The sequence below is a fragment of the Nonomuraea rhodomycinica genome (assembly GCF_013363995.1).
GTDB lineage: Bacteria > Actinomycetota > Actinomycetes > Streptosporangiales > Streptosporangiaceae > Nonomuraea > Nonomuraea rhodomycinica.
Map to the genome: position 1 here is coordinate 144,343 of NZ_JABWGO010000014.1, position 23,958 is coordinate 168,300.

Genomic DNA, 23,958 nt, shown 5'->3' on the forward strand with positions numbered 1-23,958 from the left:
AGGAGCACCCGATGAGATCCAGACCCCTCTCCGTCGTCGCGACGGTGGTCGCCTTACTGGCGAGCCTGTTCGTCGCCCTGCAGACCGAGTCCGCCCATGCGGCCACCGTGGACACCAACGCGTGGTACGTCCTGGTCAACCGCAACAGCGGCAAGGCCCTGGACGTCTACAACCTGTCCACCGCCGACGGCGGCCGCATCACCCAATGGACCCGCAACAACCAGAACCAGCAGCAGTGGCAGTTCGTCGACTCCGGCGGCGGCTACTACCGCATCAGGTCCCGCCACTCCGGCAAAGTGCTCGACGTCTACAACTTCTCCACCGCCAACGGCGGCGCGATCGTCCAATGGGCCGACGGCAACGGCACCAACCAGCAATGGAGACTCGCCGACAGCTCCGACGGCCACATCCGGCTGATCAACCGCAACAGCGGCAAGGCCCTCGAGGTGCAGGGCGCCTCCACCGCCGACGGCGCCAACATCGTCCAGTACGACGACTGGGGCGGCGCCAACCAGCAGTGGCAGCTCGTCCCGGTCGACGGCGGCAGTCCCGGCACGTGCGACCTCCCGTCCACCTACCGCTGGAGCTCGACGGGCCCGCTGGCGACCCCGAAGGCGGGCTGGGTCTCGCTCAAGGACTTCACCGTCGCCCCCTACAACGGCAGGCACCTCGTCTACGCCACGACGCACGACACGGGCACCAGGTGGGGCTCGATGAGCTTCAGCCCCTTCACCAACTGGTCCGACATGGCCTCGGCCGCTCAGAACACGATGTCGTCCTCCACCGTCGCGCCCACGCTGTTCTACTTCGCCCCGAAGAACATCTGGGTGCTCGCCTACCAGTGGGGCGGCACCGCCTTCTCCTACCGGACCTCCAGCGACCCGACCAACCCGAACGGCTGGTCGGCGCAGCAGGTGCTCTTCTCCGGCAGCATCTCGGGCTCCGGAACGGGCCCCATCGACCAGACGCTCATCGGTGACGGCACGAACATGTACCTGTTCTTCGCCGGCGACAACGGCAAGATCTACCGGGCGAGCATGCCCATCGGGAACTTCCCGGGAAGTTTCGGCAGCACCTCGACGGTGGTCATGAGCGACACGACGAACAACCTGTTCGAAGCCGTCCAGGTCTACAAGCTCCAGGGCCAGAACCGGTACCTCATGCTCGTCGAGGCGATCGGCGCGCAGGGCCGCTACTTCCGCTCGTTCACGGCCACCAGTCTGGGCGGTTCGTGGACGCCGCAGGCCGCGACGGAGAGCAACCCCTTCGCCGGCAAGGCCAACAGCGGCGCGACCTGGACCAACGACATCAGCCACGGCGAGCTGGTCCGGGCCGGCGCCGATCAGACCATGACCGTCGACCCCTGCCACCTGCAGCTGCTCTACCAGGGACGCAGCCCCAGCTCCGGCGGCGACTACGGCCTCCTCCCCTACCGGCCGGGCCTGCTGACGCTGCAGCGCTGACGGGGGTCCTCATTCCGGCGTCTGGTCCAGCAGGCGCTGGGCCAGGCGCCGGACGGCGGTGCGCAGTTCCCGCGGCGAGCGGACCGTGAACGGGAAGCCGAGCCCGGCCAGCATCGTGGCCATGCCGTCCAGGGACTCGGCCCGCATCCGCAGCAGCGCTCCGTCCGGGGTCTCGGTGAGCGTGGCCACCGACGGCGGGACGCGGCGGGACGCCTCGGCGAGGGGGACGTGCAGGACGACCTCGACGAGGTGCGCGTACGGCACCCGGGCCAGCGACGCGGTCACCTGCCGCACCGGGTCGGACTCCTCGGGGATCTCGTAGGAGGCCGTCCCCGGGACGACGGCGGAGATCCGGTCGACGCGGAAGGTGCGGATCTCGCCGGACCGGTGGTCGTGGCCGGTCACGTACCAGCGGCCGGAGTGGAAGACCAGGCCGTGGCCGTCCAGTTCGCGTTCGGTTCGGGCGCCCTGCCAGGAGCGGTAGCGCAGGGTGACCCGGCGGCGGTCACGGATCGCGGCGGCCAGGGTCAGCACCGCCCGGCTGGCGGGTGTCGGCGCCGCGCGTTCGGCGAGGGTGAAGTCCAGGGTCTCCTCCAGCGCGCCGGCCTGTTCGCGCAGCGTGGCCGGCAGCACCCGCCGGATCTTGGCCAGGGCGGCCTCGGTGGCCTCGGCGGCCAGGCCCAGGCGGCGTCCGGCGAGCAGACCGAGCACCACGGCGGTGGCCTCGTCGTCGGTGAGCATCAGCGGCGGCAGCTTGTAGCCGGGCATCAGCCGGTAGCCGCCGTAGCGGCCGCGCTCGGCGGCGACCGGGATGCCCAGCTCGGCCAGCCGGGCGGCGTAACGCCGCACGGTCCGCTCGTCCACGCCGAGCCGCTGCGCCAGGTCGCGTCCGCCCAGCCCGTGGTGCGCCTGGAGCAGTTCGAGCATGGCCAGCATCCGGGTCGCCGGGTATGACACAGGTCACTCTCTTAATCCGGGCGGATTTCGTCCGCTATCGGCTTTAGCGTAGCGACATCGGATCACTGAGAGGACGACGAGATGGCGAACTACGTGCTGGTTCCCGGGTTCTGGCTCGGGGCCTGGGCCTGGGACGAGGTGGCGCGGCACCTGCGCGCCGCCGGGCACCAGGTGCGGGCGGTCACCCTGACCGGGCTGGCGGAGCGGTCCGGGGAGCTGTCGCCGGAGGTCGGCGTGGAGACCCATGTCGCCGACATCCTCGCGGCGATGGACGGATGGGACGAGGTCGTCCTGGTCGGGCACAGCGGGGCGAATGTCCCGGTGACCGCGGTCGCCGACCGGCATCCCGAACGGCTCAGCCGCGTCGTCTACGTCGACACCGCGCCGCTGCCGTCGGGTGTGGCCGTGATCGACTTCAATGACGAGGACACGCAGAAGGTCTGGCGCGCCCAGGTCGGTGACGGTCATGCGCTCGACGTGCCCTCGTTCGAGGAGGGGGACGGCATGGTCGCGGGGCTGACCGAGGAACATCTCGCGCAGATCCGCGCGAAGGCGACACCTCACCCGTGGGGCGCGGTCACCCAGTCGGTCCACCGGCCGGAGCGGATCCCGCCGACGCCGAAGACCATGGTCGCCTCGACGATGCCGGTGGCGATGATCCGCGAGCTGATCGCCTCGGGGAACCCGGCGTTCGCCCCCCTCGGCTCCCCCGAATGGACCTTCGTCGAGCTGCCGACCGGTCACTGGCCGATGTTCTCGCGACCGGCGGAGCTCGCCGCGCTGCTCTGACCACCGCCGCACGAGGGCGACGCCGCCTGGACCTACCGGCCCGGCGCCCAGTCCTGGACGAGGAGACCGAGCAGCACCTCGTCCAGGAACTCGCCCATCACCCAGGCCGAGGAGCGCAGCACCGGTGAGTGGCTGGGCGGCGGCAAACCGTCAGCGGCGCACCCTGAACTTCAGGTGCAGCACCCCTTCGCCCTGGATCACCACGTGCGGGTCCTCCAGCAGGTGCTGCCCGTCGATGCCGCCGAAGTAGCGTTTGCCCGACCCGAACACCACCGGCACCACATCCATCGCCACCTCGTCCACGAGCCCGGCCATGAGGATCTGGCCGCCCACCTCACCGGCGTTCACGGCGACCGTCCGGTCCCCGGCGAGCTCCCGCGCCGTGCCGATCGCGGCCGTCACATCGTCGACGAAGTGGTACGACGCCTCGGGATGCCAGCCCTCGGGCTTGGGCCGGTGCGACACCACGACCACGTGGTCACCCGCGGGCGGCTGCCCCTCCCAGCCGTTCACCAGGTCGAACAGGTGGCGGCCCATCACGATCGTGCCGATCGACTTCCACATCGACCGGACGTACGGCGCCGACGCGCGCGAGACCCTGAAGCGGCTGCCGGTTCCGGAATGGTCGTACGGCTGGTCGCCGCCTCCGGTGATCGGGGTGTCGCCGTTGAAGTACCACTCGTGGAGCGGCCCGACGTCGTCGTCCCGGTCGGCGATGAAGCCGTCCACCGACACCACGTTGTGCATGATCACCGTGCCCACAGGCTCTCCCGAAGTCTTGTCGCGTGTTCGCCCCCGATCGTGCCCTCGCCGGGGGCGGACGGGCTTGTAAAAAATCACTCGGCGGGCATCGGGCCGCTGTCCGGCGGGAAGCCCCGCTCGGCGGGGAACCGGCGGCGCAGGGCCAGGTACTCCGTCGGGGTGTGACCGGTGAAGTCCTTGAACTCCTTGCTGAAGTGGGCCTGGTCGAAGTAGCCCGCCGTCAGGGCGACCTGCGACCAGTCGACCGGGCCCAGAGCGTCCACGGACACGATGAGCTGCGCGAAACGATAGATCCGCGCCACCCGCTTCGGCGTGACCCCGACGTGCGAGGTGAACTGCGCGGCCAGGTGATTGCCGCTCACCCCGGCGGCGTCCGCCAGCGCGCCGACCGGGACCACGCCGTGGGAGGTCTCCAGACGCATGCCGGTGTGCCGCACCAGGTCGAGACCGCGCGACGGCGCCTCGGCCAGGCGCGAACGCAACTCCGCCTCCAGCACCCGCAGCGTCCCGGTGGCCGACGCGACGGCGCCGACCTGCTCCCGGATCCGGTCCACGGACCGGTGCCAGACGGCGTCGACCGGCACCCACCGGTTGCGCAGCTCGCTCGCCGGCAGGCCGGCGAACGGCGCGATCCCCCACGGCTTGAAGTGCACCCCGACGAGCCGCACCGGCGTGGGGTACTCGAAGAGGAAACGCCTGGTCCACACGCCCATGAACCACCCGTCGGTGAGCACCGCCGGCGGCACCGAAGGGTCGGAGTCCCACAGGCGGACGGGTCCGCCCAGGTTGACGAACAGGTGCGCCGACGGCATCGGCGGGACGTTCATCCGGCGGTGACGCGGCACCCCGGTCAGGCAGTAGAGATCGTCGATGAACCGGTCGAGCGGCGGCGCGGGCACCCGGGTGACGTACTCCATGGAGCCAGTGTGGCCGAGCGCGAAAACGCGTTGCCGTGGATGCTCGCGAAACGTATGGTTTTGCGCTCGTGATCGCAGTGGTGGAGCGCGTCCTTCCTCCCCGGCTGGGGACAGGATTCCGGTGGTTGCTGGCGTCGAGCTGGCTGACGAATCTCGGCGACGGGGTCGCGGCCGCGGCGGGCCCGCTGCTGATCGCGACGTTGACCCGCGACCCGCTGATGATCTCGCTGTCGGCGCTGGTGGGCTGGGCGCCTCCGCTGCTGTTCAGCCTGTACGCGGGCGTGCTGTCGGATCGGTACGACCGGCGCCGGATCGTGCTCGTCGCGAACGCGGCCCGGGTCGTGGTGCTGGCGGCGCTCGTCGTGCTCATGGCGACCGGCACCGTGACGGTGGCGACGGCGCTGCTGGCGCTCACGCTCCGGTCCATCGCCGAGGTCTTCGCCGACAACGCGACGGCCACGCTGACGCCCATGATGGTCGGCCGGGACGATCTCGCCCTGGCCAACGCCCGCCTCGGCACGGGGTTCATCACGCTCAACCAGCTCGCCGGGCCGCCGATCGGCGCGGCGCTGTTCGGGCTGGGCCTGACGTGGCCGTTCGCGAGCCAGCTGGTCCTGGTGGCGGCGGGGATCGTCCTGGTCTCCCGGATCACCCTGCCGCCGCACGGCCGGCAGGCCGGCGAGGTCGCGCCGGGCACCGTACGCGAGCTCGTCGCCGGGTTCAGCTGGACCGTCCGGCACGCGGCGGTCCGCACGCTGGCGCTCACCATCCTGATCTTCAACTTCACGTTCGGGGCGGCCTGGTCGGTGCTCGTCCTCTACACCCAGGAGCAGCTCGGGCTCGGCGCCGTGGGCTTCGGCCTGATGACCACGATCGGCGGCGTCGGCGGCCTGATCGGCACCGGCCTGTACGGGGCCATCACCCGCAGGGTGAGCCTCGGCGCCCTGATGCGGATCGGGCTCATCATCGAGACGTTCACCCATCTGGGCCTGGCCCTGACCCATTCGCCGTGGGTCGCCGGGGGCATCTTCCTGGCCTTCGGCGCGCACGCCTTCATCTGGGGCACGACCTCGGTCACCGTCCGCCAGCGCGCGGTGCCGCGCGAGCTGCAGGGCCGGGTGGGCAGCGTCAACACCGTCTGCGTCTACGCCGGTCTGGTGGTCGGCTCGTTGATCGGCGGTGTCCTGGCCACCCGTCTGGGCGTCGCGGCGCCGTTCTGGTTCGCCTTCGCCGGTTCCGCGGTGTTCGTCGTCCTGCTGTGGCGGCAGCTCATGCACATCGCCCACGACGACTAGGCCCCGGGGTCGCGCAGGGCAGCGGGTACGCCGAACCGGGCCGGCGCGGCGAACCGCACGGTGACGGACAAGCCGCCTTCCGGGCGTGCGCTGGTGGTGAGGCTCGCGTGGTGAGCCCGCGTCACGGCATGGACGATGGCGAGGCCGAGGCCATGGCCGTCGCCGTGACGATCGGGCGCCAGCCTCTGGAAGGGGTGGAACAGGCGCCGGATCTGATGGCCGGGCACGACCGGCCCGCTGTTGGTGACCGTGAGCGCCACCTGCGTGCCGCAGGTCCGCGTGGTGATCTCCACGTGCCCGTCCGCGTGGTTGTGGCGGATGGCGTTGTCGACGAGGTTGGCGACGAGGCTCTCGATCAGTCTCGGGTCTCCGGCCGTCACCGCGGGCGTCAGGTGTCCGGCCAGCTCGACGCCCTGGCGCGCCGCCTGGTCGCGGCGGGAGGCGAGCACACCTTCGACGACGTGGGCGAGGTCGACGGTGTCCCGGCGGGTGACGCCGCGCTCGCTGGTGGCCAGGGTGAGCAGGGCCCGGACGAGCCGCTCCTGGTGTTCGCCGAGGGCGAGGGCCTCCTGGCAGGCCGAGCGCAGGGTGCCGGCGTCGGCGTCGGGGTCGGCGAGGGTGACCTCGAGCAGGGTGCGCAGCCCGGCGAGAGGGGTGCGCAGTTCGTGGGAGGCGTTGGCGACGAAGTGGCGTCGGGCGTCGAAGGCGGCCTCGAGGCGGGCGAACAGGTCGTCGAGGGTGTGGCCGAGCTCGGTCAGCTCGTCCGTGGGCTCGCCGAGGCCGAGCCGCCGGTGGAGGTCCCCGGCGGAGATGACCTGGGCGGTGGCGGTGATGGCGCGCAGCGGGTGCAGGAACCGGCCGGCGACGTACCAGCCCAGAGCCAGGGCGACGGGAACCAGCAGGGTCAGGGCGACGGCGGACCCGGCGAGGAGCTGGGGCAGGCTGATCCCGGACCCGGTGCCGGTGATCGCGCCCGACGCCGGGCCGCCCCGGGGGACGGTCGCCTGGACGCCGGCGAGCGGGACGTCGACGAGGACGACCACCAGGATCCCGGCGGCGTGGATGCCCGCCGCGTAGGCGAGGGCGAGCCGCGTCTGCAGGGACCTCCTGGCGAGCTTCCGCGCGGTCACGACGGCCCGAGGCGGTAGCCGCCCTCGCGGACGGTCTCGATCACCGGCGGGTCGCCCAGCTTGGCCCGTAACCGGTGCACGGTGTGCTTGACGGCGCTGCTGAAGGGGTCGGCGGCCTCGTCCCAGACCCGCTCCAGCAGCTCCTCGGCGGAGACGACCCGGCCGGGCACGCCGAGCAGGCATTCGAGCAGGGCGAACTCCCGGGGGCTCAGGACGAGGCGGCGCCCGGCCCGGGACGCGGTGCGGCGGGCCGGGTCGAGGGTGAGGTCCCCGCAGGCCAGCACGGGCGGCAGCGGCGGGGTGGCGCGGCGGGCCAGGGCACGGACGCGGGCGACCAGTTCGGCGAACGCGAACGGCTTGGGCAGGTAGTCGTCGGCGCCCAGACCGAGCCCGTCGACGCGGTCCTCGATCGTGCCGGAGGCGGTGAGCATCAGCACGCGGGTCTCGCAGCGGCCGTGGGCCAGGCGCCGGCAGATCTCGTCCCCGTGGACGCCGGGCAGGTCGCGGTCGAGGATCACCACGTCGTAGCGGGTGACGGCCAGGCGGTCCACGGCGGCGGTCCCGTCCAGGACGACGTCGACGGCCATGCCCTCGCGGCGCAGCCCGGTCCCGAGGGAACGGGCGAGGACCTCGAAGTCCTCGACGACCAGGACTCTCACCGCCGCTCACCGCCGGCCGTGGTGCGGGCGGGACGGCCGCGTTCAGGTGCCATGTCCCCACGATGCCAGACCCCCGGTCGCAGCCCGGTCGCGGCGGCTGCGACCCGGCCGGAACCGGGTGCCGCGTACAACCGTCGGCATGCGTTCATCCACGTCTCACCGTTTCTCCCAGTCGCTGCGCGCCGAGTGGGCCAGGTTCCGTGCCTCACATGGCCGGGCGCTCGCCATGGCGGCGTCCGTCCTGGTCACCGTGTCACTCGGACTGCTGGTCGCCGGGGGGATCCGCACCACCTGCGTGACCGGGAAGGGAGAGGGCCCCTGCCCCGCCCCGCTGGTGGGACCCGATGGCACGGCCGTGCAGGACAAGTACTACTTCGTGCACCAGCCGCTCCAGGGGAACGGCAGCATCACCGCCCGCGTATCGGACATGACCGGGCAGATCCGGCTGCCGGACGCCGTACCCGGGGTGCGCAACGTCACGGAGGGGGTGGTGCCGTGGGCGAAGGCCGGGCTCCTCGTCAGGCAGAGCCTCAAGCCGGGCACACCGTACGCCGCCGTCATGCTCACCGGAGCGCACGGCGTGCGGATGCAGCACAACTTCACCCACGACGTGCCCGGCGGTCCGCACAACGGCGCCCAGTGGCTGCGGCTGGCCAGATCGGGCGACACCGTCACCGGCTACGAGTCGGACGACGGCAGGACGTGGAGCAAGGTCGGCACGGTCCGGCTGACGGGGCTGCCGCGGACCGTCGAGATCGGGCTGTTCGTCACCTCGCCCGGCGCCCTGTGGGACATGGCGAAAGCCTTCGCCCAGGCCACCGCCACCTTCGACCAGATCACGCTGCGGGGCGCGAACGGTGCCTGGCGCCGCGACGACGTCGGCGTCGCCCTGGAGTCCGACGGCAGGACCCCGCATCACCCGGGCGGCGTCGTGGAGTCCGGCGGCAAGCTCATCGTGACCGGAGGCGGTGACATCGGGCCCGCCGCGGTGGAGGGCGGTGTGCGCGCCGACCTCATGCTGATCGGCGGCGGCCTGGGGCTGATCCCGGTGCTCGTGGCAGCGGCCACGTTCGTCACGGCGGAACGCCGGCGCCGGCCGTCCGGGACCGGCCTGCCGGGCGGGCCGCTCCCGGCGGGGCCGCCGGCGGCCGGGGCCACGGTGGCCGGGGCAACGGTGGCCGGGGCAACGGTGGTCGGCGCGGTCGCGTTCGTGGCGGGGCTGGTGAGCTCGGGGATCGTGGTCCCTGCCGGCCTGGCGATGGTCCGCGCGAACCGGAACCCGGTCCAGCCGATCACCCTGGCGACCGAGTCGCGGATGATCGTCGGCTACGCGGCGCTGACCGCGGCCGCCGCCGTGCTGGCTCTGGGCCTCGCCGCGCTGGTCAGGCGGGGCGTCGTCGCCATCGCGCTGGTCGTCGTGCCGTACCTGCTGGCGACCGCGGGCGTGGCGCCATGGCTGCTGATGGTCACCCCGGCCGCCGGGTTCGCGATCACGCAGAGCGTTCCCACGTTCGCGCACGTGGACGTGGACCCGTCCCTGCTCGGCGGCTACTATCCGCTCGCGCCCTGGGCAGGTCTGGCGGTGACCTGCGGATACGCCGCCGCCGCCCTCGGGGCGGCGACGGCCGTGCGCCGCCGGAAGGCGCGGCGGTGACCGCGGTCCGGCGACGCGCCGGACGCGTGGGCGCGAGCGGCGCTATGCTGCTGCGCCATGCGGGAGACGCGCCTCGACACCGCCCGCGTCCGGGCGGCTCGCCAGGTCATCGACCCGGTCTTCCTCGACACGCCGCTGTACCGCTGCGAGGCGCTGGAGCCGCACCTCGGGTGCGCGGTCAGCGTCAAGCTGGAGACGGCGAACCCGGTCCGCAGCTTCAAGGCCCGCGGCACCGAGGTGGTCGCGAGCCTGCTCGCCGGCGGCGGCTCGCCGGCCGTGGTGTGCGCCAGCGCGGGCAACCTCGGCCAGGCCCTCGCGTGGTCCGGCCGCGGCCGGGGGATCGACGTGACCGTCGTGGCGTCCCGCTTCGCGCCCGCGGCCAAGCTTGACCGCATCCGCGCGCTGGAGGCCGGGCTGGAGCTGGTGGACGGCGACTTCGACATGGCCCGCGAGCGGGCGGCGGCCATCGCCCGGCACGACGGCATCCGGCTGGTGGAGGACAGCCTGGACATCGAGACCTGCGAGGGCGCGGCGACCATCGGGCTGGAACTGGTCAGGACGGCGCCGCCGTTCGACGCCGTCCTGATCGCCCTCGGCGGCGGGGCGCTGGCCACCGGTGTGGGTCACGTGGTGAAGGCCCTGGCGCCCGGCGTCGAGGTGATCTGCGTCCAGCCGCTGGGCGCGCCGGCGATGACCCTCTCGTGGCGCCGGCGGCGCGTCGTCACCACGGACTCGACCGACACCATCGCCGACGGCGTCGCCGGCCGGTGTCCCCTCCCGGCCGTCCTGGACGACCTGCTCGTGGTCGCCGACGACGCCGTCCTGGTCCGGGAGGCGTCGATCATGGCCGGTATGCGGCTGCTCCTCGACCACGCCGGCCTCGTCGTGGAGCCGTCCGCCGCGCTCGGGATCGCGGCGATCCTCGAAGACCGTGACCGCTTCGCCGGCCGGCACGTGGCCACCGTCGTGTGCGGCGGCAACGTCGACATGGACGCCTATCGCCGCTGGGTCGGCGCGGCCCCCTCCCTCGGGTCCTGACCGGCGAGGAGCGGGTCCCGTTCACCCGCGCGGGGTTCGAGCCGGCCGCCCCCGGTGACATCCTTTTGCCGGATCGGCAAAGCAATTGGCGGCGGGACGGCCCTCCGTCGAATGATCGGCGCGAGAACCCCTGGGCCCGCCGCGCCGTGCGGCCGGCCGGCGAGGGTCGAAGGAGGACCGATGTCACAGCCCGCCGAGGCCGCCGGGATCACGCACCGTCTCGTCGCGTCGCCCGCCGGCCGCCTCCACCTGGTGGAGCAGGGCTCCGGGCCGCTGGTGCTGCTGGTGCACGGGTTCCCCGAGTCCTGGTACTCCTGGCGGCACCAGCTTCCGGCGCTGGCCGCGGCCGGCTTCCGCGCGGTCGCCGTCGACGTGCGCGGCTACGGCCGCTCCTCCAGGCCGGCCGACGTGGCCGCGTACCGGATGGTGGAGCTGGTGGAGGACAACCTCGCCGTGGTGCGCGCCCTGGGCGAGCGGACGGCCGTGATCGTGGGCCACGACTGGGGCGCGAACATCGCCGCGAGCTCCGCCCTCCTGCGGCCGGACGTCTTCCGCGCGGTCGGGCTGCTGAGCGTGCCGTACGCCCCGCGCGGCGGGCCGCGCCCCAGCGAGGTCTTCGCCCGGATGGGCGGCGAGGAGGAGTTCTACGTCCCCTACTTCCAGGACCCGGGCAGGGCGGAGGCCGAGATCGAACCCGACGTGCGCGGCTGGCTCGCGGGCTTCTACGCCGCCCTGTCCGCCGACACCATGCCGCCCGCCGGCGCCCCGGACCCGCACTTCGTCTCCCCGGGCGGGACGCTGCGCGACCGCTTCCCGGCCGGTCGGCTGCCCGCCTGGCTGAGCGAGGAGGATCTCGACGTGTACGCGGCGGAGTTCGAACGGACCGGCATGAGCGGGGCGCTCCATCGCTACCGGAACATGGACCGGGACTGGGAGGACCTCGCCGCCTACGACGGCGCCCCCATCACCCGGCCGTCGCTGTTCGTCGGCGGAGCCCTGGACCCCTCCACCACCTGGATGGCCGACGCGATCGCGGCGTTCCCCGACACCCTGCCGGGGCTGGTCGCCGCCCACGTCCTGGACGGGTGCGGCCACTGGATCCAGCAGGAACGCCCCGAGGAGGTCAACCGCATCCTGACCGGCTGGCTGACCCACCTAGGTGACATCAGTTACCAATCCGTTACCGAAAGGAGGTGACAGGAGGGCCTCCGGCGGGGATGGTAGATCTCGAAGTCCAGCAGAGGGCTTCCTCTCACGCGAATCTAGGCGTGCCTCTGCATGGGCTTTTTTCCATGGACGGGGCCGCCGGCACATCTGGGAGAAGCACGTGCCCGTCCTGACGACCACCACCGCATCCGACCAGCTCACCGCCGAGGACCTGCTGGCCCGCCTGGCCGACCCGAACATCTCCGACCTGGACGCGGCGCGCATCCGCGAGCGCCTGGTGGAGATGCACGAGGGGCTGGTGACCGAGATCACCCGCCGCTACCGCTACCGCGGCGAGTCCATGGACGACCTGCGCCAGGCCGCCTACGTGGGGCTGATGAAGGCCGTCAACGGCTACGACCCCTCGCTCGGGCACGAGTTCCGGGGCTACGCCATGGTGACCGTGCTGGGCGAGGTCAAGCGGCACTTCCGCGACCGCACCTGGGCCGTCCGGGTGCCGCGCGTCTACCAGGAACGCCGCATCGAGATCAACAAGGCCACGGCCGAGCTGACGCAGGTGCTCGGCCACTCGCCGACCGTCGCCGAGCTGGCCGCCAAGCTGGGCATCTCCGAGGAGGACGTGCTGCTGGCGATGGAGGCGTCCACCGCCTACTCGGCGCTGTCGCTGGACGCGCCCGTCGGCGGCGGCGGCGAGGAGGACGCGGCGGAGCTGGGCGACCTGCTGCCCGCGCAGGACCAGTCGCTCGACAACCTGCTCGACGCGCACGCGATCAAGCCGCTCATCGACGCCCTGCCGGCTCGGGAGAAGAACATCCTGCTGATGCGTTTCTACGGCAACATGACCCAGTCGGAGATCGCCAAGGAGTTCGGGATCTCGCAGATGCACGTCTCGCGCATCCTGCGCGCGGTGCTCACCAAGCTGCGCGCCGCGTTGACGGCCTGACCCTCGGCCGGGTGCGCCGGCACGGCCTCAGGCCTGCCGGCGCACCGTGGTCGTGTCGCTCGTCAGCGGTGTTCCGTCCGCCGCCACGGGCAGGAGCTCGGGTACGCGGGAGCCGTCGCCGTCCACCAGGACCGAGTGCGCCTCCCCTGCCTCGAAGGCGTGGCGTTCGCCCCACTGCCGCAACGTGACGATCACGGGGAACAGGTCCTTGCCCGCCTCGGTGAGCGCGTACAGCCTGCGCCTGCCCGAGGGGGCGTCGACCTGGGTGAGCAGGCCGTGCGCGGTCAGCTTGCGCAGCCGGTCGGTGAGGATGTTGCGGGCGATGCCGGTGCGCTGCTGGAAGTCGGTGAAGGAGCGGGCGCCGTCCATGGCGTCGCGGATGACGAGCAGGCTCCACCGGTCGCCGACCAGGTCGACCGTGCGGGCGACCGGACAGCTCGGGTCCGTCCACGCGGGGCTCCGCCCGTCGGTGTCGTCGCGTGCCATCAGTCCTCCAGCGAGTTGCGTTATGAAACCATTCTGGCCTACCCTCCGATCAGTTGCAATTTGAAACTAATCGGGGGTGTGTCCGTGAACCGGAGAACGAGGCTGCTGCTGGCGGTGGTGTGCGGGGTCGCGGTGGCGAGCGTCTACGCCGGGCAGCCGGTTCTGGGACCGATGGGGCGTGACCTGGGCGTTCCGGTCGACTCGCTGGGCTGGTTCGTGGCCACCGGGCAGCTCGGCTATCTGGCCGGGCTGGCGCTGCTGGTGCCGCTGGGCGACGTGCTCGACCGCAGGCGCCTGATCGCCGCGCACCTCGCGCTGGTGGCCGCGGGAACGGCGCTCACCGGGGCCGCCCCGGCCGCCTGGGCGGCGTTCTGCGGGCTGGCCGCGGCGGGCGTGTTCGCGGTGGTGGTGCAGACCACGGTCGCGTACACGGCGGCGATCTCCCCGCCCGCCGAGCGCGGACGCAACCTCGGCGTCGTGACGTCGGGCGTGGTGATCGGCATCCTGGGCGCGCGCGTCGTCGCGGGCGTCCTCGCGGACCTGTGGGGATGGCGCAGCGTCTACCTGGCGCTGGCGCTGCTCGCCGCCGTCCTCGCGGTGCTCGCCCGCACCCTGCTGCCGGCGGACATCCGCCCGGGCACGGCCCGGTACGGGCAGGCCCTCCGGTCCTTCGGCGGGCTGTTCGCGCAGCCGGTGTTCCTCAGCCGGGGGCTGATCGCGTTCTTCCTGTTCGCCTCGTTCGGCACGCTGTGGAGCGGCATGGCGCTGCCGCTGGCCGGCGCGCCGTGGCACCTCGGCGAAGCGCAGATCGGGCTCTTCGGCGTCGCCGGGCTCGCCGGAGCTCTCGGCGCCGCCCGGTCCGGGCGCTGGGGCGACGCCGGGCACGCGCGCCGGGTCACCGGCGCCGCGCTCGCGCTCCTGATCGCCTCCTGGGCCGCGATCGGACAACTCCCCTGGTCGCTGCCGCTGCTCATCCTCGGCGTGATCCTGCTCGACTTCGCCGTCCAGGCCGTGCACGTGAGCAACCAGCACACGCTGACCACCGCCTACCCCGACCGGACCAGCACCACCATCGGCGCGTACATGGTCTTCTACTCCCTCGGCTCCGCCCTCGGAGCGGCCGCGACGACGGCCCTGTACGGCGCGGCCGGCTGGATCGGCCCCACCGCCCTCGGCGCGGCGCTCGCCCTCTGCGCCCTCGGCACCTGGGCGGTCAGCGCCCGTACGGCGGGTCGAGCGGTCGGCGTGTCCGTGTGCACGAGATGATCTCCGGCGGCATGATCTCCGGCGGCCACTCTGGCGTCATGCGCGGACACCCGCCTGTTGCGCGAGCTGCCGTCCGGGCTCAGCGAATGGGCGGTCCATCCGAGCGTGGCCACCCGCCAGACCCGCGCGATCGCCGGCGGCCGGCTCGTACGGCGGACCGACCACGACCTCCTCATCTCACCCGCCGCCCATGACCTCGTCCGCCGGCACGACATCACGCTGATCGACTACCGCGTGGTCCAGCACGCCTGGTCACGCCCCCGCCACGATGCCCTCTGACCGGGGCACGCGCGTCCGCCGGGGCCGGCGGGCGGCCTCAGCCCTTGAGGGCGCCCGAGAGCATGCCGCGGATGAACTGCCGCTGGAAGAACAGGTAGAGCACGACGATGGGCAGCGACATGAGCACCGCCGCGGCGGCCAGCAGGTTGATCTGCACGACGGCCGGCCGGGAGATCGGCAGGTAGATCCGCCACGGCCGGGCCCAGGAGCCGGCGCCGTCGAGCTCGGCGGACTCGGCGATGCTCGCCGGGACCGTGCGGAACGCCGCGCGCATCCAGAACGCGCCGAAACTCACGCCCATGCCGACGTGCGCGAGGATGATGCCCTGGTAGCCGTCGGTCAGGTCGAAGGACAGGAAGTCGTAGTACAGCGGCACGATGATCGACTCCATCGGGATCACGATTCCCAGCAGCATGAGCGGGAAGATCGCCTTCTCGCCGAGCACGCCGAGCACGCCGAACGCGTACCCGCTCATCGCCGCCAGCACGGTGGAGACCGTCACGACGGTGCCGGTGATCACCACGCTGGAGCGCAGGTAGTGCCCGAAGCCGGCCTGCTGCCACGCGGTGGCGAAGTTGGACCACTGGGGATGCGCGAGGTCGAGCGTGCCGCTGGTACTGGGACTGACCGCCACGCCGAGGATCCACCCGACCGGGACGAGCACGCTGAGCGCGAGGAGCGTCAGGAACGCGTCGTTGAAGACCTTTTCCCGGGTGGAGATCATCGGTTTCCGTCCTCGGAGAGCCGTACCACGACGAGCGCGATGACGAGGGAGACGAGCGCCAGGACGACGCCGATGGCGGACGCCGCGCCGACGTCGGGATCGGGCCGAGGTTGCCGATGCCGAGATCGGCGCCGCGCTCGCCGAGCTGTGGGGCCGATGCGCGCCAGTCGTCGTGGTCGAACGACTCTTCCACGTCCACCTCACCGACAACATCAACGTCGCCGACCCTCAAGTCCTCCACACCCTCGCCCTACAGGCCGGTCTCCCCCCGCGGCCGTCCGTGCCGTTCCCGACACCGACGCCTACAGCGCCGACGTCCGAGCCGATGAGGAACGCGCGGCCCGACTCGGCGTCCGCCAGGTCCCCACGTTCGTCATCAACGGCACCCCTGTCGTCTCCGGATCTCCCGACCCCGCCGAACTCCAAGCACTTCTGACGAGGCCGACGGTGCGATGACACCTCCCCGGGTGCGCCCGTTTCCGCCGTATTCCGGTGGCACCCCTGAGAGGGTCCGGCACCGCACCCCGGCCCTCCTCCGCAAGGTGATCGCCGGTGCGCACGCGTAAGGATCTATCGAAAGGTGGACGACCGGCGGCAGTCCTCCCGGCAAAGCTGAGGGCCATGAAGAAGACGATCATTGCCGTGCTCGGCGCGATGCTGCTCCCCGTAGCGTCGGCGACGCCCGCAGTGGCCGACACCGGGCTGTCCTGGCAGGACTGCGGCGGCGGCCTGCAATGTGGCCGGATCACCGTGCCCGCCGACTGGGCCGCCCCCAACGGTGAGCAGATCACGCTGGGGCTCGCCAAGCTGCCCGCCCGGGACCCGGCCGCCAGGAAGGGGACGCTTGTCCTCAACATGGGTGGCCCCGCCCAGCAGATCTCGGTCCTGCGCGTGGCGAAGACGGCCTTCGCCGACCTGACTCGATGGTTCGACGTGGTGGTCTTCGATCCGCGCGGATTCGAGGCGAGCACCGGGGTGCGCTGCCCGGACCCGGCGCCGTGGGCCGCGAACGCGGAGTGGGTGTTCCCCGACCGCGCCACCTATGCCCGGTACACGGAGCAGAACCGTCGCTTCGGCCTCGGCTGCGCCGAGGCCGCCGGCCCGCTCGCGGGCAACCTGGATTCCGGTCAAGGGGCCCGCGACCTGGAGGCCGTCCGGGTGGCGCTGGGCGAACAGAAGCTCACCTATTACGGCAACTCCTACGGCACCGTCCTCGGCGTGGCCTACGCCGAGAAGTTCCCCTCCCACGTCGGACGCATGTACCTGGACAGCCCGATCGACCACACCGACCGATCGTGGACCGCATGGCTCCTGCCCAGAGCGAAGGTCAAGGAAGACAACCTGCACCGCTTCGCCGAGTGGTGCGCCACCGACCAGAGCTGCGCGCTCCACGGCCGCGACGTGCTCAAGGTGTGGGACGAGGTCATGGACCGCGCCGCCAAGCAGCCGATCCCCGCACCCGGTGCCGGAGCCGGAGCAGCGGCCAGTGCGACCCTGATCGCCTCCCGCGCGACTGTCACGTTCGACGCGACCTGGCCCGAACTGGCCAAGTCCCTGGCCGAGGCGCACGCAGGCGACGCCACCCGGTTCGCCGAGCCGTCCGCCGGAGCGGCCGATCCAGGGTTCAGCAGGATCGCGAACTGCGCCGACTTCCCGTACCCGACCGCATACGGCGAGGTCAAGGCTCTGGAAAGGCGGCTGAGGCACGCCGCGCCGCGCATCGGCTGGACCGTGGCGTGGCCGCCGGCCAACCTCTGTGCCGGACTCCCGCAGAAGGCGTCCTTCCCGCCCCATCCGGTTCACCCCCGCGGCCTGCCCCCGATCCTGGTCGCCGCCGGCCTGTACGACGACGTGGCGCCGCCCGCGTCCGCCCGCCGGATCACCGCACAACTCGACGGCGCCCGCCACCTGGCGGCCGAAGGTGGTCACGCGCTCTACCTGGCAGGCGATCCCTGCGTCCGCGATCACGTTCACCGATACCTGACCACCGGGCAACTCCCGCCCGCGGGCACGATCTGTGGTCCGGCATCATCGTGACATGCCCTTGGTGAGGGAGGTTCTGCTCGTCGCCGGCGCCGCGGCCGCCGCGGCGCTGCTGACGGCATGGGAAGGACCGGCCCCTGCCGACGTCCCACTCCTGGCCGTCTTCAGCGCCGGTGTCAGCCTCCCTCTGCTCGTCCGGCGGTTGCTGCCGTTGGCCGCCGCGGTGACGTCCGCGGTGATCGCGCTGGCCGGGATGGCGCAGCTGCACCGGTGGGAGGGGATGCTGGTCACGATGGGCCTGTTCTGCGCGGCCGTCTACCACCGGCCGCGGCGTCCGGGCCTGGTGCTGGCGGTCTCCTCGTGCTGGGTTCTCGGCACCTTCGCGGTGCTGGGGGGCGAGGGCGTCCCGGAGCCGACCAGCATAGTGATCATGAGCGTCGCGCCCGTGGCCACCGGCTACGCGCTGCGGCTGCACCGGGATCGGGCCGACCAGTCGCTGCGATTGCAGCGGGCCGAGGCGGAGCGCGTGCTGGCCGAGGAGCGTACCTGGCTGGCCAGGAACGTGCACGACAGCGTCGGCCACCACCTGACCGCGATCCGGCTGCAGGCCGCGGCGGCCCGGCGGGCGCCCGGCGACGCGCCCGCGAAGCAGGCCCTGCAGACGATCTCGGACCTGTCGCAGTCGGCGCTCACCGAGGTACGCGGCCTGCTGCGGACGCTCGACGAGCACCCGGCCGCCATCCAGCCCGGCACCGCCGACCTGGAGCGGCTGGCCGGACGGCTCACCTGCGCGGACCGGACGATCACCATCTGCCGCTCCGGGACCGCGGACGCGCTGCCGCCGGCCGTCGAGCACACTGCCTACCGGGTGGTCCAGGAGGCGCTGACGAACGCCGTACGGCATGCGGACGCGACCGAGGTCACCGTCCACCTGCGGCAGGACGACCGCGGCCTGCGCGTCGAGGTCCTCGACAACGGCGCCCCGGCCCCCGCGCCCCAGGCCGAGGGGCGGGGCATCCGCGGCATGCGCGAACGGGTGCGCCTGCTCGACGGCACCCTGTCGGTGGGGCCGGTCGAAACGGGCGGCTGGCGGGTCCGCGCCGACCTGCCCAGGGAAGGGAACGCGTGGTGACGATCCGGGTGCTGGTCGCCGACGATCAGGAGGCGGCGCGGGAGGCGCTGCGGCTCATCCTCGACGGCGAACCCGACATCGACGTGATCGCGACGGCCGCCGACGGCGCCGAGGCGGTGCACCAGGCGCTGTCGCGCCGGCCGGACGTGGTGGTGATGGATCTGCGGATGCCGGGTATGGACGGCATCGCCGCCATCGGCCGCCTCGCCGCCGCCGAATCCGCCCCCCGCATGCTCGCCCTGACCACGTTCGACCTCGACGAGTACCTGTTCGGCGCGCTGCGCGCAGGAGCGGCCGGCTTCCTGCTGAAGGACAGTGACCCCGACGTGCTCGTCGCGGCGGTCCGCGAGCTGCACCAGGGCAGGGGATTGATCGACCCGCAGGTCACCGGCCGCCTGATCAGCCGCTTCGCCGCGCTGTCCCCGAGCCCCGCCACCCCCGAACTCGACCTACTGACCCCGCGCGAACACCACGTGCTACGCCTCCTGGCCCGAGGACTGAGCAACGGCGAGATCGCCGCCGCGTGCACCATCGAGGAGGGCACGGTCAAAACTCACGTCAACCGGATCCTCACCAAGCTCGGTCTCCGGACCCGCGTGCACGCAGCGATCTACGCATACGAACACGGGATCGTCACCCGCGCTGCACCTTGACCGTCCGCCGGTCTCGGGCCCATGTCCCGGAGGACGACCATCGATGATGAGCCCCCGGCCCCGAAGCAGCGTTGGACAGCTGAATGACCCCTGGCGTGGCGGTTGGGTGGCTAGGGGTGTTGCTGTTCCGCTTGGGCGGCGGTGAGGGTCTTGTGGACGACGCCGACGGAGACCTTCACCCCAGCGGCGATGGCCCGGATGGCTTCACCGCGCCGGCGACGGTCGAGGATGGCGGCGCGTTTGTCGTCGTCGACGACGGGTCGGCGGGTTTTCGAACAGGCGCTTCAGCCCAGCAGCGCGATCACACCAGCGAGGAGTATCGCGGCGACGAGCACGGCCACCACGACCAGGACCGTCGTGCCGAGCCGGCGGCGGATGAATTTCGGGTTGTGGGCCATCGTGATCTCCTTCATGGTCAGGCTCGGCGTCGGATCGCCAGGTAGGCGATCCCGGTCAGGGCGAGGGTGAGCGCCGAGTGCGACGCCGAGTGCCAGTGCGAAGAGCGACCTGCCGTAGGGGACCGGGCCGTGGCTTTCGTAGTACGGCCAGGCCATCGGATCATCCGCGCTGTCCGGCAGGGACCAGGTCAGCACCGCGGCGAGGACGGCGGCCAGCCAGCGGCCGCGCGACAGGCTCTGGGTCCCAGGCGAGCTTGTAGGTACCGGCTTCGAACTCCCGGGCGATGAGGGGAGCGCCCCAGATCAGGCAGATCGCGCCGGCCAGGAATCCCGCCAGTCGGAAGGTGAGCCCGGTCAGGTCCGGCTCCAGCCGTTCCACCGTGGCGGCGGCACCGTACAGCAGGAGCAGCGCGGCGACGGGTTGGTCGCGGAGCCGAAGCGCAGCAGGTCGGCGACGCTCCACCGGCGATACAGCGGCTTGTCCTGGGCGACGAACGCGACCGCGGCCGTCTCCAAGGACGGCCGAAGACCTCCGCCCGTCCCGCGGTGGGCGTCAGCAGGGCGGATACCAGGTTCAGCAGCGTGGACTTGCCTGCCCCGTTCGGCCCGGCCAACGCGGCCCTGGCCCCGGCGGGCACCGTGATGGTGGCCTCGCGCAGCGCCCACCGCTGCCGGTAACGCTTGCCCAGGCCGCTGGTCCGCAGCGCGTTCACCGCTCTTCCCCGCCGGTCAGCTCGTGCATGCGGCGCAGCAGCGCTGCGCGCCGGGCATGGGCGCGCACCGCCAGCGCCAGGGCCACAGCGACGAGCAGGCCCCCGACCGCCAGGGCGAGCCCCGCCCCGGTGCCGCGCTGCACGGCCACAACGGTCACGACCGCCGTGGTGGCCAGCGAGGCGGCCAGCCCGATCCAGGCGGCGATCACCCGATCGGCGGCGAACAGCGGAACCCGGCGCGTCAGCAGCCACCCGCCGTACGTCGCCCAGGTCAGGCAGAACACGGTGAACAACGCGAACGCCAGATGCGTGCGCCCGGGCAGCGGCCCTGGCTCCGACCACCACAACGTGCCCACGAACACCGCACCGCCGACGCCGGCCAGCAGTGCCGCCACCGCCCGGATCCGGACCCTGGACGACAACACCGGCGCCAGCCGATCGATCAGGTCCTGCGCCGACAGACGCGGCTCTTCCGTCATGGCCGGTATCCCTTCTCCTTGAGGTGCTCACGCAGCAGACGACGGGCACGGCTGAGCCGGGACTTGACCGTTCCCGCCGGGATCCGGCAGATGTACGCGCATTCCTCGACCGGCAGGTCCTCCAGGTAGAACAGCACGAGGATCTCCCGCTCCAGCACCGGCAGCTCCGACAGCGCGTTCACCAGCGCGGCGCGATCCACCATGGCCTCGACCGGGTCCTCGGTGGCCACGTCGTCGCCCGCGAGCGTCTCCTGCTCGCGGGCGTACTCGCCGCGCAGCCGGTCGGTGACCGATCGCCGGGCGATCGTGAACAGCCACGGCGCGAACCGGCCGGGTTCCCTGAGCCGGGGCAGGCCGCGGACCACGGCGAGCCAGACCTCCTGGGTCACGTCGTCGGCCCGGTCTGCATCCAGCATGCGGCGTACGTACGTCCACACCGGCACCCGCCAACGAGCCAGCAGTTCGGCCAGCGCCGCGCGCTCCCCCAGCTGGGCGCGCACCACCAGCAGCTCATCGGTCATCTCGTCCTCCCGTCATCTTGCACAGTCGGGCGAGAAGCCAAGAAGGTTCACGGTTCCCGGATCACCTATGGAGCATGGTCGCCGCAAGCCGCGATCCAGGTGCCGATGGATCGTGGCGCGGCTGACGCCGAGCCGATCAGCGATCTACGATGCGGCCTCGTGCGCGGGCTGACGCAGGACCTTCGAGCGTGCGTCGCGCCGGCCATCGGGGTTCTGGTCGCGGGTGGCAACCCGTCCGTAGCCGATCCTGCTCACCACATCAGTGTCTGGTGAAGTCGGGCCATCCGTCGCGCAGCGTGCGGGCGAAGTGGGCCGCCGCGGCGTCCGCCGCCGTCGTGACCTGCGGTTCCTGGTCGTAGAAGGCGAACTGGTCGCCCTCGGTCCAGACGAACTCCTTGGGCCCGGCCAGCGCGGCGTGGAAGCGCCGCGCCCCGTGCGGGATGGCGGCGTCCTCGCTGTGAACGAGCAGGACGGGCTGGGTGAGGCGGGAGGCGAGGGAGATCGCGTCGTAGCCGAGCCAGCCCGGCCATGCCATCACCGCGAACCGGTTGGGCCACTGCGGGAGGCCACCGCGGTCGGGGTTGAGGTAGAAGTCGATGTCGAACGGCATGGCGGCGCGCGGGTCGGAGCCGCTGACGACCGGCACGTACTCGACCTCGCCGGTCGCCTCGTACGTCGCGCGGGCCCGTGTGGCCTCGGCGAGCCTGCCCGCGACGCCCTCCTCGCCGCCGTACACCTCCCGGCAGATGCCGGGGTCGTGCAGCCAGGGCGCGACGAGCGCCAGCGACCGGACGCGGGGGTCGCCGACGGCGTTCCCGCTCATGTACATCGCGGCCGCGCACACGCCGAGGGCGCCGAGACGGGCGGCGTCCACCGCGGGGTGCCCGGCGAGGAAGGTGACCGCGTGGTTGATGTCGCGGACCTTCCGTTCCGGCGCCTCGTGGTCGCGCGGCTCGCCCTCGGACTCGCCGTAGCCGGTGAAGTCGAAGGACAGGGCGGCGAACCCCCGGTCGGCGAGCCGTTCGGCGTACCGGTCGGCCATCTGCTCCTTGACGCTCGTCCAGGTGCCCGCCACCACGACGCCCGGCGCCGGACCGGTGCCGGCGGGCAGGAACAGGTTCCCGGTCAGCGTCACGTCGCCGGCGGGGAACGTCACCTTCCGCAAGGTGGTCATGAACGGTCGCTCCTTCGATCAGTTCGCATAGGTCAGTTCGGCTTCGGTGATGGACGAGCCGTCGACGGTGAAGGCGTAGAAGGCGTCGAAGCCTCCCCGGCCGCCCGGGGCGAAGCGCACCAGGAGGCGCTGGTACCCGGGCCGGTTCTCGGCGACCCGCAGGACGGTCAGGGTGCCGCCGATCACCTCGGCCCGGGCCCAGTCGCGGATCGCGGCGCGCCCGCGGAAACGCCGCCCGACGTCGACGAGCTCCGCGTCGGCGGCGAACGCTCCCGCCAGCGCGTCGAGGTCGCGGCCGTTGACGGCGGCGACGTAGGCGCTCACCGGCGCGAGCAGCCCGCCCGCCCCTTCCCGCAGGGTGTCGGCGCAGGCGGCGGGCGTCTTCGCGGGGTCCTCGGCGGCCAGCTCCCGCGCGACGGCCTTGACGTTCTCCTGCGCGATGGTCGGAAGGTCGGCGACGGGCGGGTGGCCGGGGTAGGCGCGGTCCAGCTCGGCGATGATCGACTTCTGCTCGCCGCCGCCGACGGTCCTGCCGTCGGGCGAGTCCGGGGCGACGGCCGGCCGCACCAGAGCGCGGAACGCCCGCAGGTACCGGCGCTGCTCGTCGATCAGCGCGCGGGCCGGGCCGGCGGCGCCGTGCCCCGGGTAGATCGTCCTGGCCTCGGAGAAGCGCCCGGAGAGCTGGTCGAGGATCTGCAGCCAGCCGCAGCTGGCCCCCTCGATCAGCGCGGGCGTGACCTTGCCGGTCGCCAGGTCACCGGCGAACAGGTCGCCCGTGTCGGGACGGTAGTAGACGTCCGCGGTGTCGGACTCGCCGTGGGCGAACGTGGCGGTCTCCAGGCGGAGCCCGCCGACGCGCAGCAGCGCGCCGTCCTCGAAGGTCCGGTCGGCGTAGGTGAGCTCGGCGGGGAAGTCCTTGTTCGCCGAACGGGCCAGCGGGTAGAAGCCCCGCCTGTCCTCCCGCATCGTCCTGTCGGTCGACTTCGACGCGTAGACGGGGGCCTCGGGGAACGCCTCGTGGAAGGCGCCCGCCCCGCCCACATGGTCGGGATGGGAGTGGGTGAGCAGGATGGCGGCGACCGGCTCGCCGGTCTTCCTGATCTCCGCCACGGCCTTGCGGGCGTCGTCCGGCGTGCGCAGGGTGTCGACGACGATCAGGCCCTCCGGCGCCCGGATCCAGTAGGTGTTGACCGAACCCGGGCCGGACGAGGCGAAGCGTCCCGGCTCCGCCGGTCGCGCGGGCGGCGCCGCGGGCTTGTCGTCGTTCGAACAGCCCGCCACCGACGCGAACGCGCATGCGGCGGCGGAGCCTGCGGCCAGAAGACGCCGCAATCTCTGGTTCATCTGGAGCTTTCGTGACGTGGGAGTCGGAGTCG

Annotated in this window: 26 protein-coding genes and 1 pseudogene; 12 read left to right on the plus strand and 15 right to left on the minus strand. The window is 72.5% G+C overall.

Annotated elements, in window-relative coordinates:
* The first annotated feature begins 11 nt into the window (after nt 1-11).
* Nucleotides 12-1,463: a non-reducing end alpha-L-arabinofuranosidase family hydrolase gene (locus HT134_RS39280; protein ID WP_175605563.1), complete on the plus strand. Its 1,452-nt coding sequence runs from the start codon at nt 12-14 to the stop codon at nt 1,461-1,463.
* Nucleotides 1,464-1,472: 9 nt separating this feature from the next.
* On the opposite strand, the gene HT134_RS39285 is transcribed toward HT134_RS39280, so the two are convergent.
* Nucleotides 1,473-2,420 carry a helix-turn-helix transcriptional regulator gene (locus HT134_RS39285; RefSeq protein WP_175605564.1) on the minus strand — a complete coding sequence of 316 codons (948 nt, stop codon included), beginning with the start codon at nt 2,418-2,420 and terminating at the stop codon, nt 1,473-1,475.
* Between the two features lie 81 nt (nt 2,421-2,501).
* On the opposite strand from HT134_RS39285, the gene HT134_RS39290 reads away from it, so the two are divergent.
* Nucleotides 2,502-3,209: an alpha/beta fold hydrolase gene (locus HT134_RS39290; protein ID WP_175605565.1), complete on the plus strand. Its 708-nt coding sequence runs from the start codon at nt 2,502-2,504 to the stop codon at nt 3,207-3,209.
* Nucleotides 3,210-3,359: 150 nt separating this feature from the next.
* Here HT134_RS39290 and HT134_RS39300 read toward each other — a convergent pair whose 3' ends face one another.
* Nucleotides 3,360-3,971: a dihydrofolate reductase family protein gene (locus HT134_RS39300; RefSeq protein WP_175605566.1), complete on the minus strand. Its 612-nt coding sequence runs from the start codon at nt 3,969-3,971 to the stop codon at nt 3,360-3,362.
* 74 nt (nt 3,972-4,045) lie between these two features.
* Nucleotides 4,046-4,888: a helix-turn-helix domain-containing protein gene (locus HT134_RS39305; protein WP_175605567.1), complete on the minus strand. Its 843-nt coding sequence runs from the start codon at nt 4,886-4,888 to the stop codon at nt 4,046-4,048.
* A gap of 68 nt (nt 4,889-4,956) precedes the next feature.
* On the opposite strand from HT134_RS39305, the gene HT134_RS39310 reads away from it, so the two are divergent.
* Nucleotides 4,957-6,183: an MFS transporter gene (locus HT134_RS39310; RefSeq protein WP_175605568.1), complete on the plus strand. Its 1,227-nt coding sequence runs from the start codon at nt 4,957-4,959 to the stop codon at nt 6,181-6,183.
* Here the strand turns inward: HT134_RS39310 and HT134_RS39315 are convergent.
* Nucleotides 6,180-7,313 (minus strand): sensor histidine kinase, encoded by a 1,134-nt coding sequence (locus tag HT134_RS39315; protein ID WP_175605569.1) that lies wholly within the window; start codon nt 7,311-7,313, stop codon nt 6,180-6,182. The genes HT134_RS39310 and HT134_RS39315 overlap by 4 nt on opposite strands.
* The gene (locus HT134_RS39320; protein ID WP_175605570.1) at nt 7,310-7,972 is read right to left on the minus strand and encodes a response regulator transcription factor; all 663 of its coding nucleotides are present in this window, start codon (nt 7,970-7,972) and stop codon (nt 7,310-7,312) included. The genes HT134_RS39315 and HT134_RS39320 overlap by 4 nt, the downstream gene beginning before the upstream one ends.
* A 139-nt stretch (nt 7,973-8,111) precedes the next feature.
* Here HT134_RS39320 and HT134_RS39325 point away from each other — a divergent pair, with 139 nt between their 5' ends.
* The 4 genes from HT134_RS39325 to HT134_RS39340 all read left to right on the plus strand — a co-directional run bounded on the left by HT134_RS39325 (nt 8,112) and on the right by HT134_RS39340 (nt 12,774).
* Entirely contained in the window at nt 8,112-9,626 is a 1,515-nt protein-coding gene (locus HT134_RS39325; protein ID WP_175605571.1) for a DUF1349 domain-containing protein, read from the plus strand.
* Nucleotides 9,627-9,683: 57 nt separating this feature from the next.
* Nucleotides 9,684-10,664: a threonine ammonia-lyase gene (locus tag HT134_RS39330; protein ID WP_175605572.1), complete on the plus strand. Its 981-nt coding sequence runs from the start codon at nt 9,684-9,686 to the stop codon at nt 10,662-10,664.
* A gap of 180 nt (nt 10,665-10,844) precedes the next feature.
* The gene (locus HT134_RS39335) at nt 10,845-11,861 is read left to right on the plus strand and encodes an alpha/beta fold hydrolase (RefSeq protein WP_175605573.1); all 1,017 of its coding nucleotides are present in this window, start codon (nt 10,845-10,847) and stop codon (nt 11,859-11,861) included.
* A 130-nt stretch (nt 11,862-11,991) separates the two neighbouring features.
* On the plus strand, nt 11,992-12,774 hold the full coding sequence (locus HT134_RS39340; protein WP_312888761.1) for a SigB/SigF/SigG family RNA polymerase sigma factor: 783 nt from the start codon (nt 11,992-11,994) through the stop codon (nt 12,772-12,774).
* Nucleotides 12,775-12,801: 27 nt separating this feature from the next.
* On the opposite strand, the gene HT134_RS39345 is transcribed toward HT134_RS39340, so the two are convergent.
* Nucleotides 12,802-13,260 carry a winged helix-turn-helix transcriptional regulator gene (locus HT134_RS39345; protein ID WP_175605574.1) on the minus strand — a complete coding sequence of 153 codons (459 nt, stop codon included), beginning with the start codon at nt 13,258-13,260 and terminating at the stop codon, nt 12,802-12,804.
* A gap of 84 nt (nt 13,261-13,344) precedes the next feature.
* On the opposite strand from HT134_RS39345, the gene HT134_RS39350 reads away from it, so the two are divergent.
* Entirely contained in the window at nt 13,345-14,526 is a 1,182-nt protein-coding gene (locus HT134_RS39350; RefSeq protein ID WP_175605575.1) for an MFS transporter, read from the plus strand.
* A 57-nt stretch (nt 14,527-14,583) separates the two neighbouring features.
* Nucleotides 14,584-14,805 (plus strand): polysaccharide deacetylase family protein, encoded by a 222-nt coding sequence (locus HT134_RS39355; RefSeq protein ID WP_175605576.1) that lies wholly within the window; start codon nt 14,584-14,586, stop codon nt 14,803-14,805.
* Nucleotides 14,806-14,842: 37 nt separating this feature from the next.
* Here the strand turns inward: HT134_RS39355 and HT134_RS39360 are convergent, their stop codons facing one another.
* Nucleotides 14,843-15,529: a carbohydrate ABC transporter permease gene (locus tag HT134_RS39360; RefSeq protein ID WP_175605577.1), complete on the minus strand. Its 687-nt coding sequence runs from the start codon at nt 15,527-15,529 to the stop codon at nt 14,843-14,845.
* A 621-nt stretch (nt 15,530-16,150) separates the two neighbouring features.
* Between HT134_RS39360 and HT134_RS39370 the strand changes: the two genes are divergently transcribed.
* The 3 genes from HT134_RS39370 to HT134_RS39380 are packed head-to-tail and all read left to right on the plus strand — an operon-like array spanning nt 16,151 to nt 19,297.
* Nucleotides 16,151-17,566 (plus strand): alpha/beta hydrolase, encoded by a 1,416-nt coding sequence (locus HT134_RS39370; RefSeq protein WP_175605578.1) that lies wholly within the window; start codon nt 16,151-16,153, stop codon nt 17,564-17,566.
* Between the two features lies 1 nt (nt 17,567).
* On the plus strand, nt 17,568-18,644 hold the full coding sequence (locus tag HT134_RS39375; RefSeq protein ID WP_175605579.1) for a sensor histidine kinase: 1,077 nt from the start codon (nt 17,568-17,570) through the stop codon (nt 18,642-18,644).
* Nucleotides 18,638-19,297, plus strand: a complete 660-nt coding sequence (locus HT134_RS39380) for a response regulator (RefSeq protein ID WP_312888763.1) — start codon at nt 18,638-18,640, stop codon at nt 19,295-19,297. Before HT134_RS39375 ends, HT134_RS39380 begins: the two co-directional genes overlap by 7 nt.
* Nucleotides 19,298-19,581: 284 nt before the next feature.
* Here HT134_RS39380 and HT134_RS39385 read toward each other — a convergent pair whose 3' ends face one another.
* The 8 genes and pseudogenes from HT134_RS39385 to HT134_RS39410 all read right to left on the minus strand — a co-directional run bounded on the left by HT134_RS39385 (nt 19,582) and on the right by HT134_RS39410 (nt 23,926).
* Entirely contained in the window at nt 19,582-19,890 is a 309-nt protein-coding gene (locus HT134_RS39385; protein ID WP_175605580.1) for a hypothetical protein, read from the minus strand.
* A complete protein-coding gene (locus HT134_RS48340; protein ID WP_512698724.1) occupies nt 19,856-20,074 on the minus strand; it encodes an ABC-2 membrane transporter-related protein in 219 nt (72 codons plus the stop codon). Before HT134_RS48340 ends, HT134_RS39385 begins: the two co-directional genes overlap by 35 nt.
* On the minus strand, nt 20,050-20,211 hold the full coding sequence (locus tag HT134_RS46455) for a hypothetical protein (RefSeq protein WP_246366393.1): 162 nt from the start codon (nt 20,209-20,211) through the stop codon (nt 20,050-20,052). The genes HT134_RS48340 and HT134_RS46455 overlap by 25 nt, the downstream gene beginning before the upstream one ends.
* 26 nt (nt 20,212-20,237) lie before the next feature.
* Nucleotides 20,238-20,309: pseudogene (locus HT134_RS46460) on the minus strand (ATP-binding cassette domain-containing protein); the annotation flags it as partial.
* 95 nt (nt 20,310-20,404) lie between these two features.
* The gene (locus HT134_RS39395) at nt 20,405-20,887 is read right to left on the minus strand and encodes a hypothetical protein (RefSeq protein WP_175605581.1); all 483 of its coding nucleotides are present in this window, start codon (nt 20,885-20,887) and stop codon (nt 20,405-20,407) included.
* On the minus strand, nt 20,884-21,408 hold the full coding sequence (locus tag HT134_RS39400) for an RNA polymerase sigma factor (protein WP_175605582.1): 525 nt from the start codon (nt 21,406-21,408) through the stop codon (nt 20,884-20,886). The genes HT134_RS39395 and HT134_RS39400 overlap by 4 nt, the downstream gene beginning before the upstream one ends.
* A gap of 259 nt (nt 21,409-21,667) precedes the next feature.
* Nucleotides 21,668-22,582 (minus strand): alpha/beta hydrolase, encoded by a 915-nt coding sequence (locus HT134_RS39405; protein ID WP_175605583.1) that lies wholly within the window; start codon nt 22,580-22,582, stop codon nt 21,668-21,670.
* 18 nt (nt 22,583-22,600) lie between these two features.
* Nucleotides 22,601-23,926 carry an MBL fold metallo-hydrolase gene (locus HT134_RS39410; protein WP_175605584.1) on the minus strand — a complete coding sequence of 442 codons (1,326 nt, stop codon included), beginning with the start codon at nt 23,924-23,926 and terminating at the stop codon, nt 22,601-22,603.
* Nucleotides 23,927-23,958 lie beyond the last annotated feature (32 nt).

Bases quoted from the DNA above. Each gene is read 5' to 3' on its own strand.
- HT134_RS39395 (WP_175605581.1), bottom strand. From the start codon at position 20,887: ATGACGGAAGAGCCGCGTCTGTCGGCGCAGGACCTGATCGATCGGCTG.
- HT134_RS39370 (WP_175605578.1), top strand. From the start codon at position 16,151: ATGAAGAAGACGATCATTGCCGTGCTCGGCGCGATGCTGCTCCCCGTA.
- HT134_RS39330 (WP_175605572.1), top strand. From the start codon at position 9,684: ATGCGGGAGACGCGCCTCGACACCGCCCGCGTCCGGGCGGCTCGCCAG.
- HT134_RS39325 (WP_175605571.1), top strand. From the start codon at position 8,112: ATGCGTTCATCCACGTCTCACCGTTTCTCCCAGTCGCTGCGCGCCGAG.
- HT134_RS39335 (WP_175605573.1), top strand. From the start codon at position 10,845: ATGTCACAGCCCGCCGAGGCCGCCGGGATCACGCACCGTCTCGTCGCG.
- HT134_RS39305 (WP_175605567.1), bottom strand. From the start codon at position 4,888: ATGGAGTACGTCACCCGGGTGCCCGCGCCGCCGCTCGACCGGTTCATC.
- HT134_RS39405 (WP_175605583.1), bottom strand. From the start codon at position 22,582: ATGACCACCTTGCGGAAGGTGACGTTCCCCGCCGGCGACGTGACGCTG.
- HT134_RS39360 (WP_175605577.1), bottom strand. From the start codon at position 15,529: ATGATCTCCACCCGGGAAAAGGTCTTCAACGACGCGTTCCTGACGCTC.
- HT134_RS39290 (WP_175605565.1), top strand. From the start codon at position 2,502: ATGGCGAACTACGTGCTGGTTCCCGGGTTCTGGCTCGGGGCCTGGGCC.
- HT134_RS39345 (WP_175605574.1), bottom strand. From the start codon at position 13,260: ATGGCACGCGACGACACCGACGGGCGGAGCCCCGCGTGGACGGACCCG.
- HT134_RS39280 (WP_175605563.1), top strand. From the start codon at position 12: ATGAGATCCAGACCCCTCTCCGTCGTCGCGACGGTGGTCGCCTTACTG.
- HT134_RS39375 (WP_175605579.1), top strand. From the start codon at position 17,568: ATGCCCTTGGTGAGGGAGGTTCTGCTCGTCGCCGGCGCCGCGGCCGCC.
- HT134_RS39410 (WP_175605584.1), bottom strand. From the start codon at position 23,926: ATGAACCAGAGATTGCGGCGTCTTCTGGCCGCAGGCTCCGCCGCCGCA.
- HT134_RS39400 (WP_175605582.1), bottom strand. From the start codon at position 21,408: ATGACCGATGAGCTGCTGGTGGTGCGCGCCCAGCTGGGGGAGCGCGCG.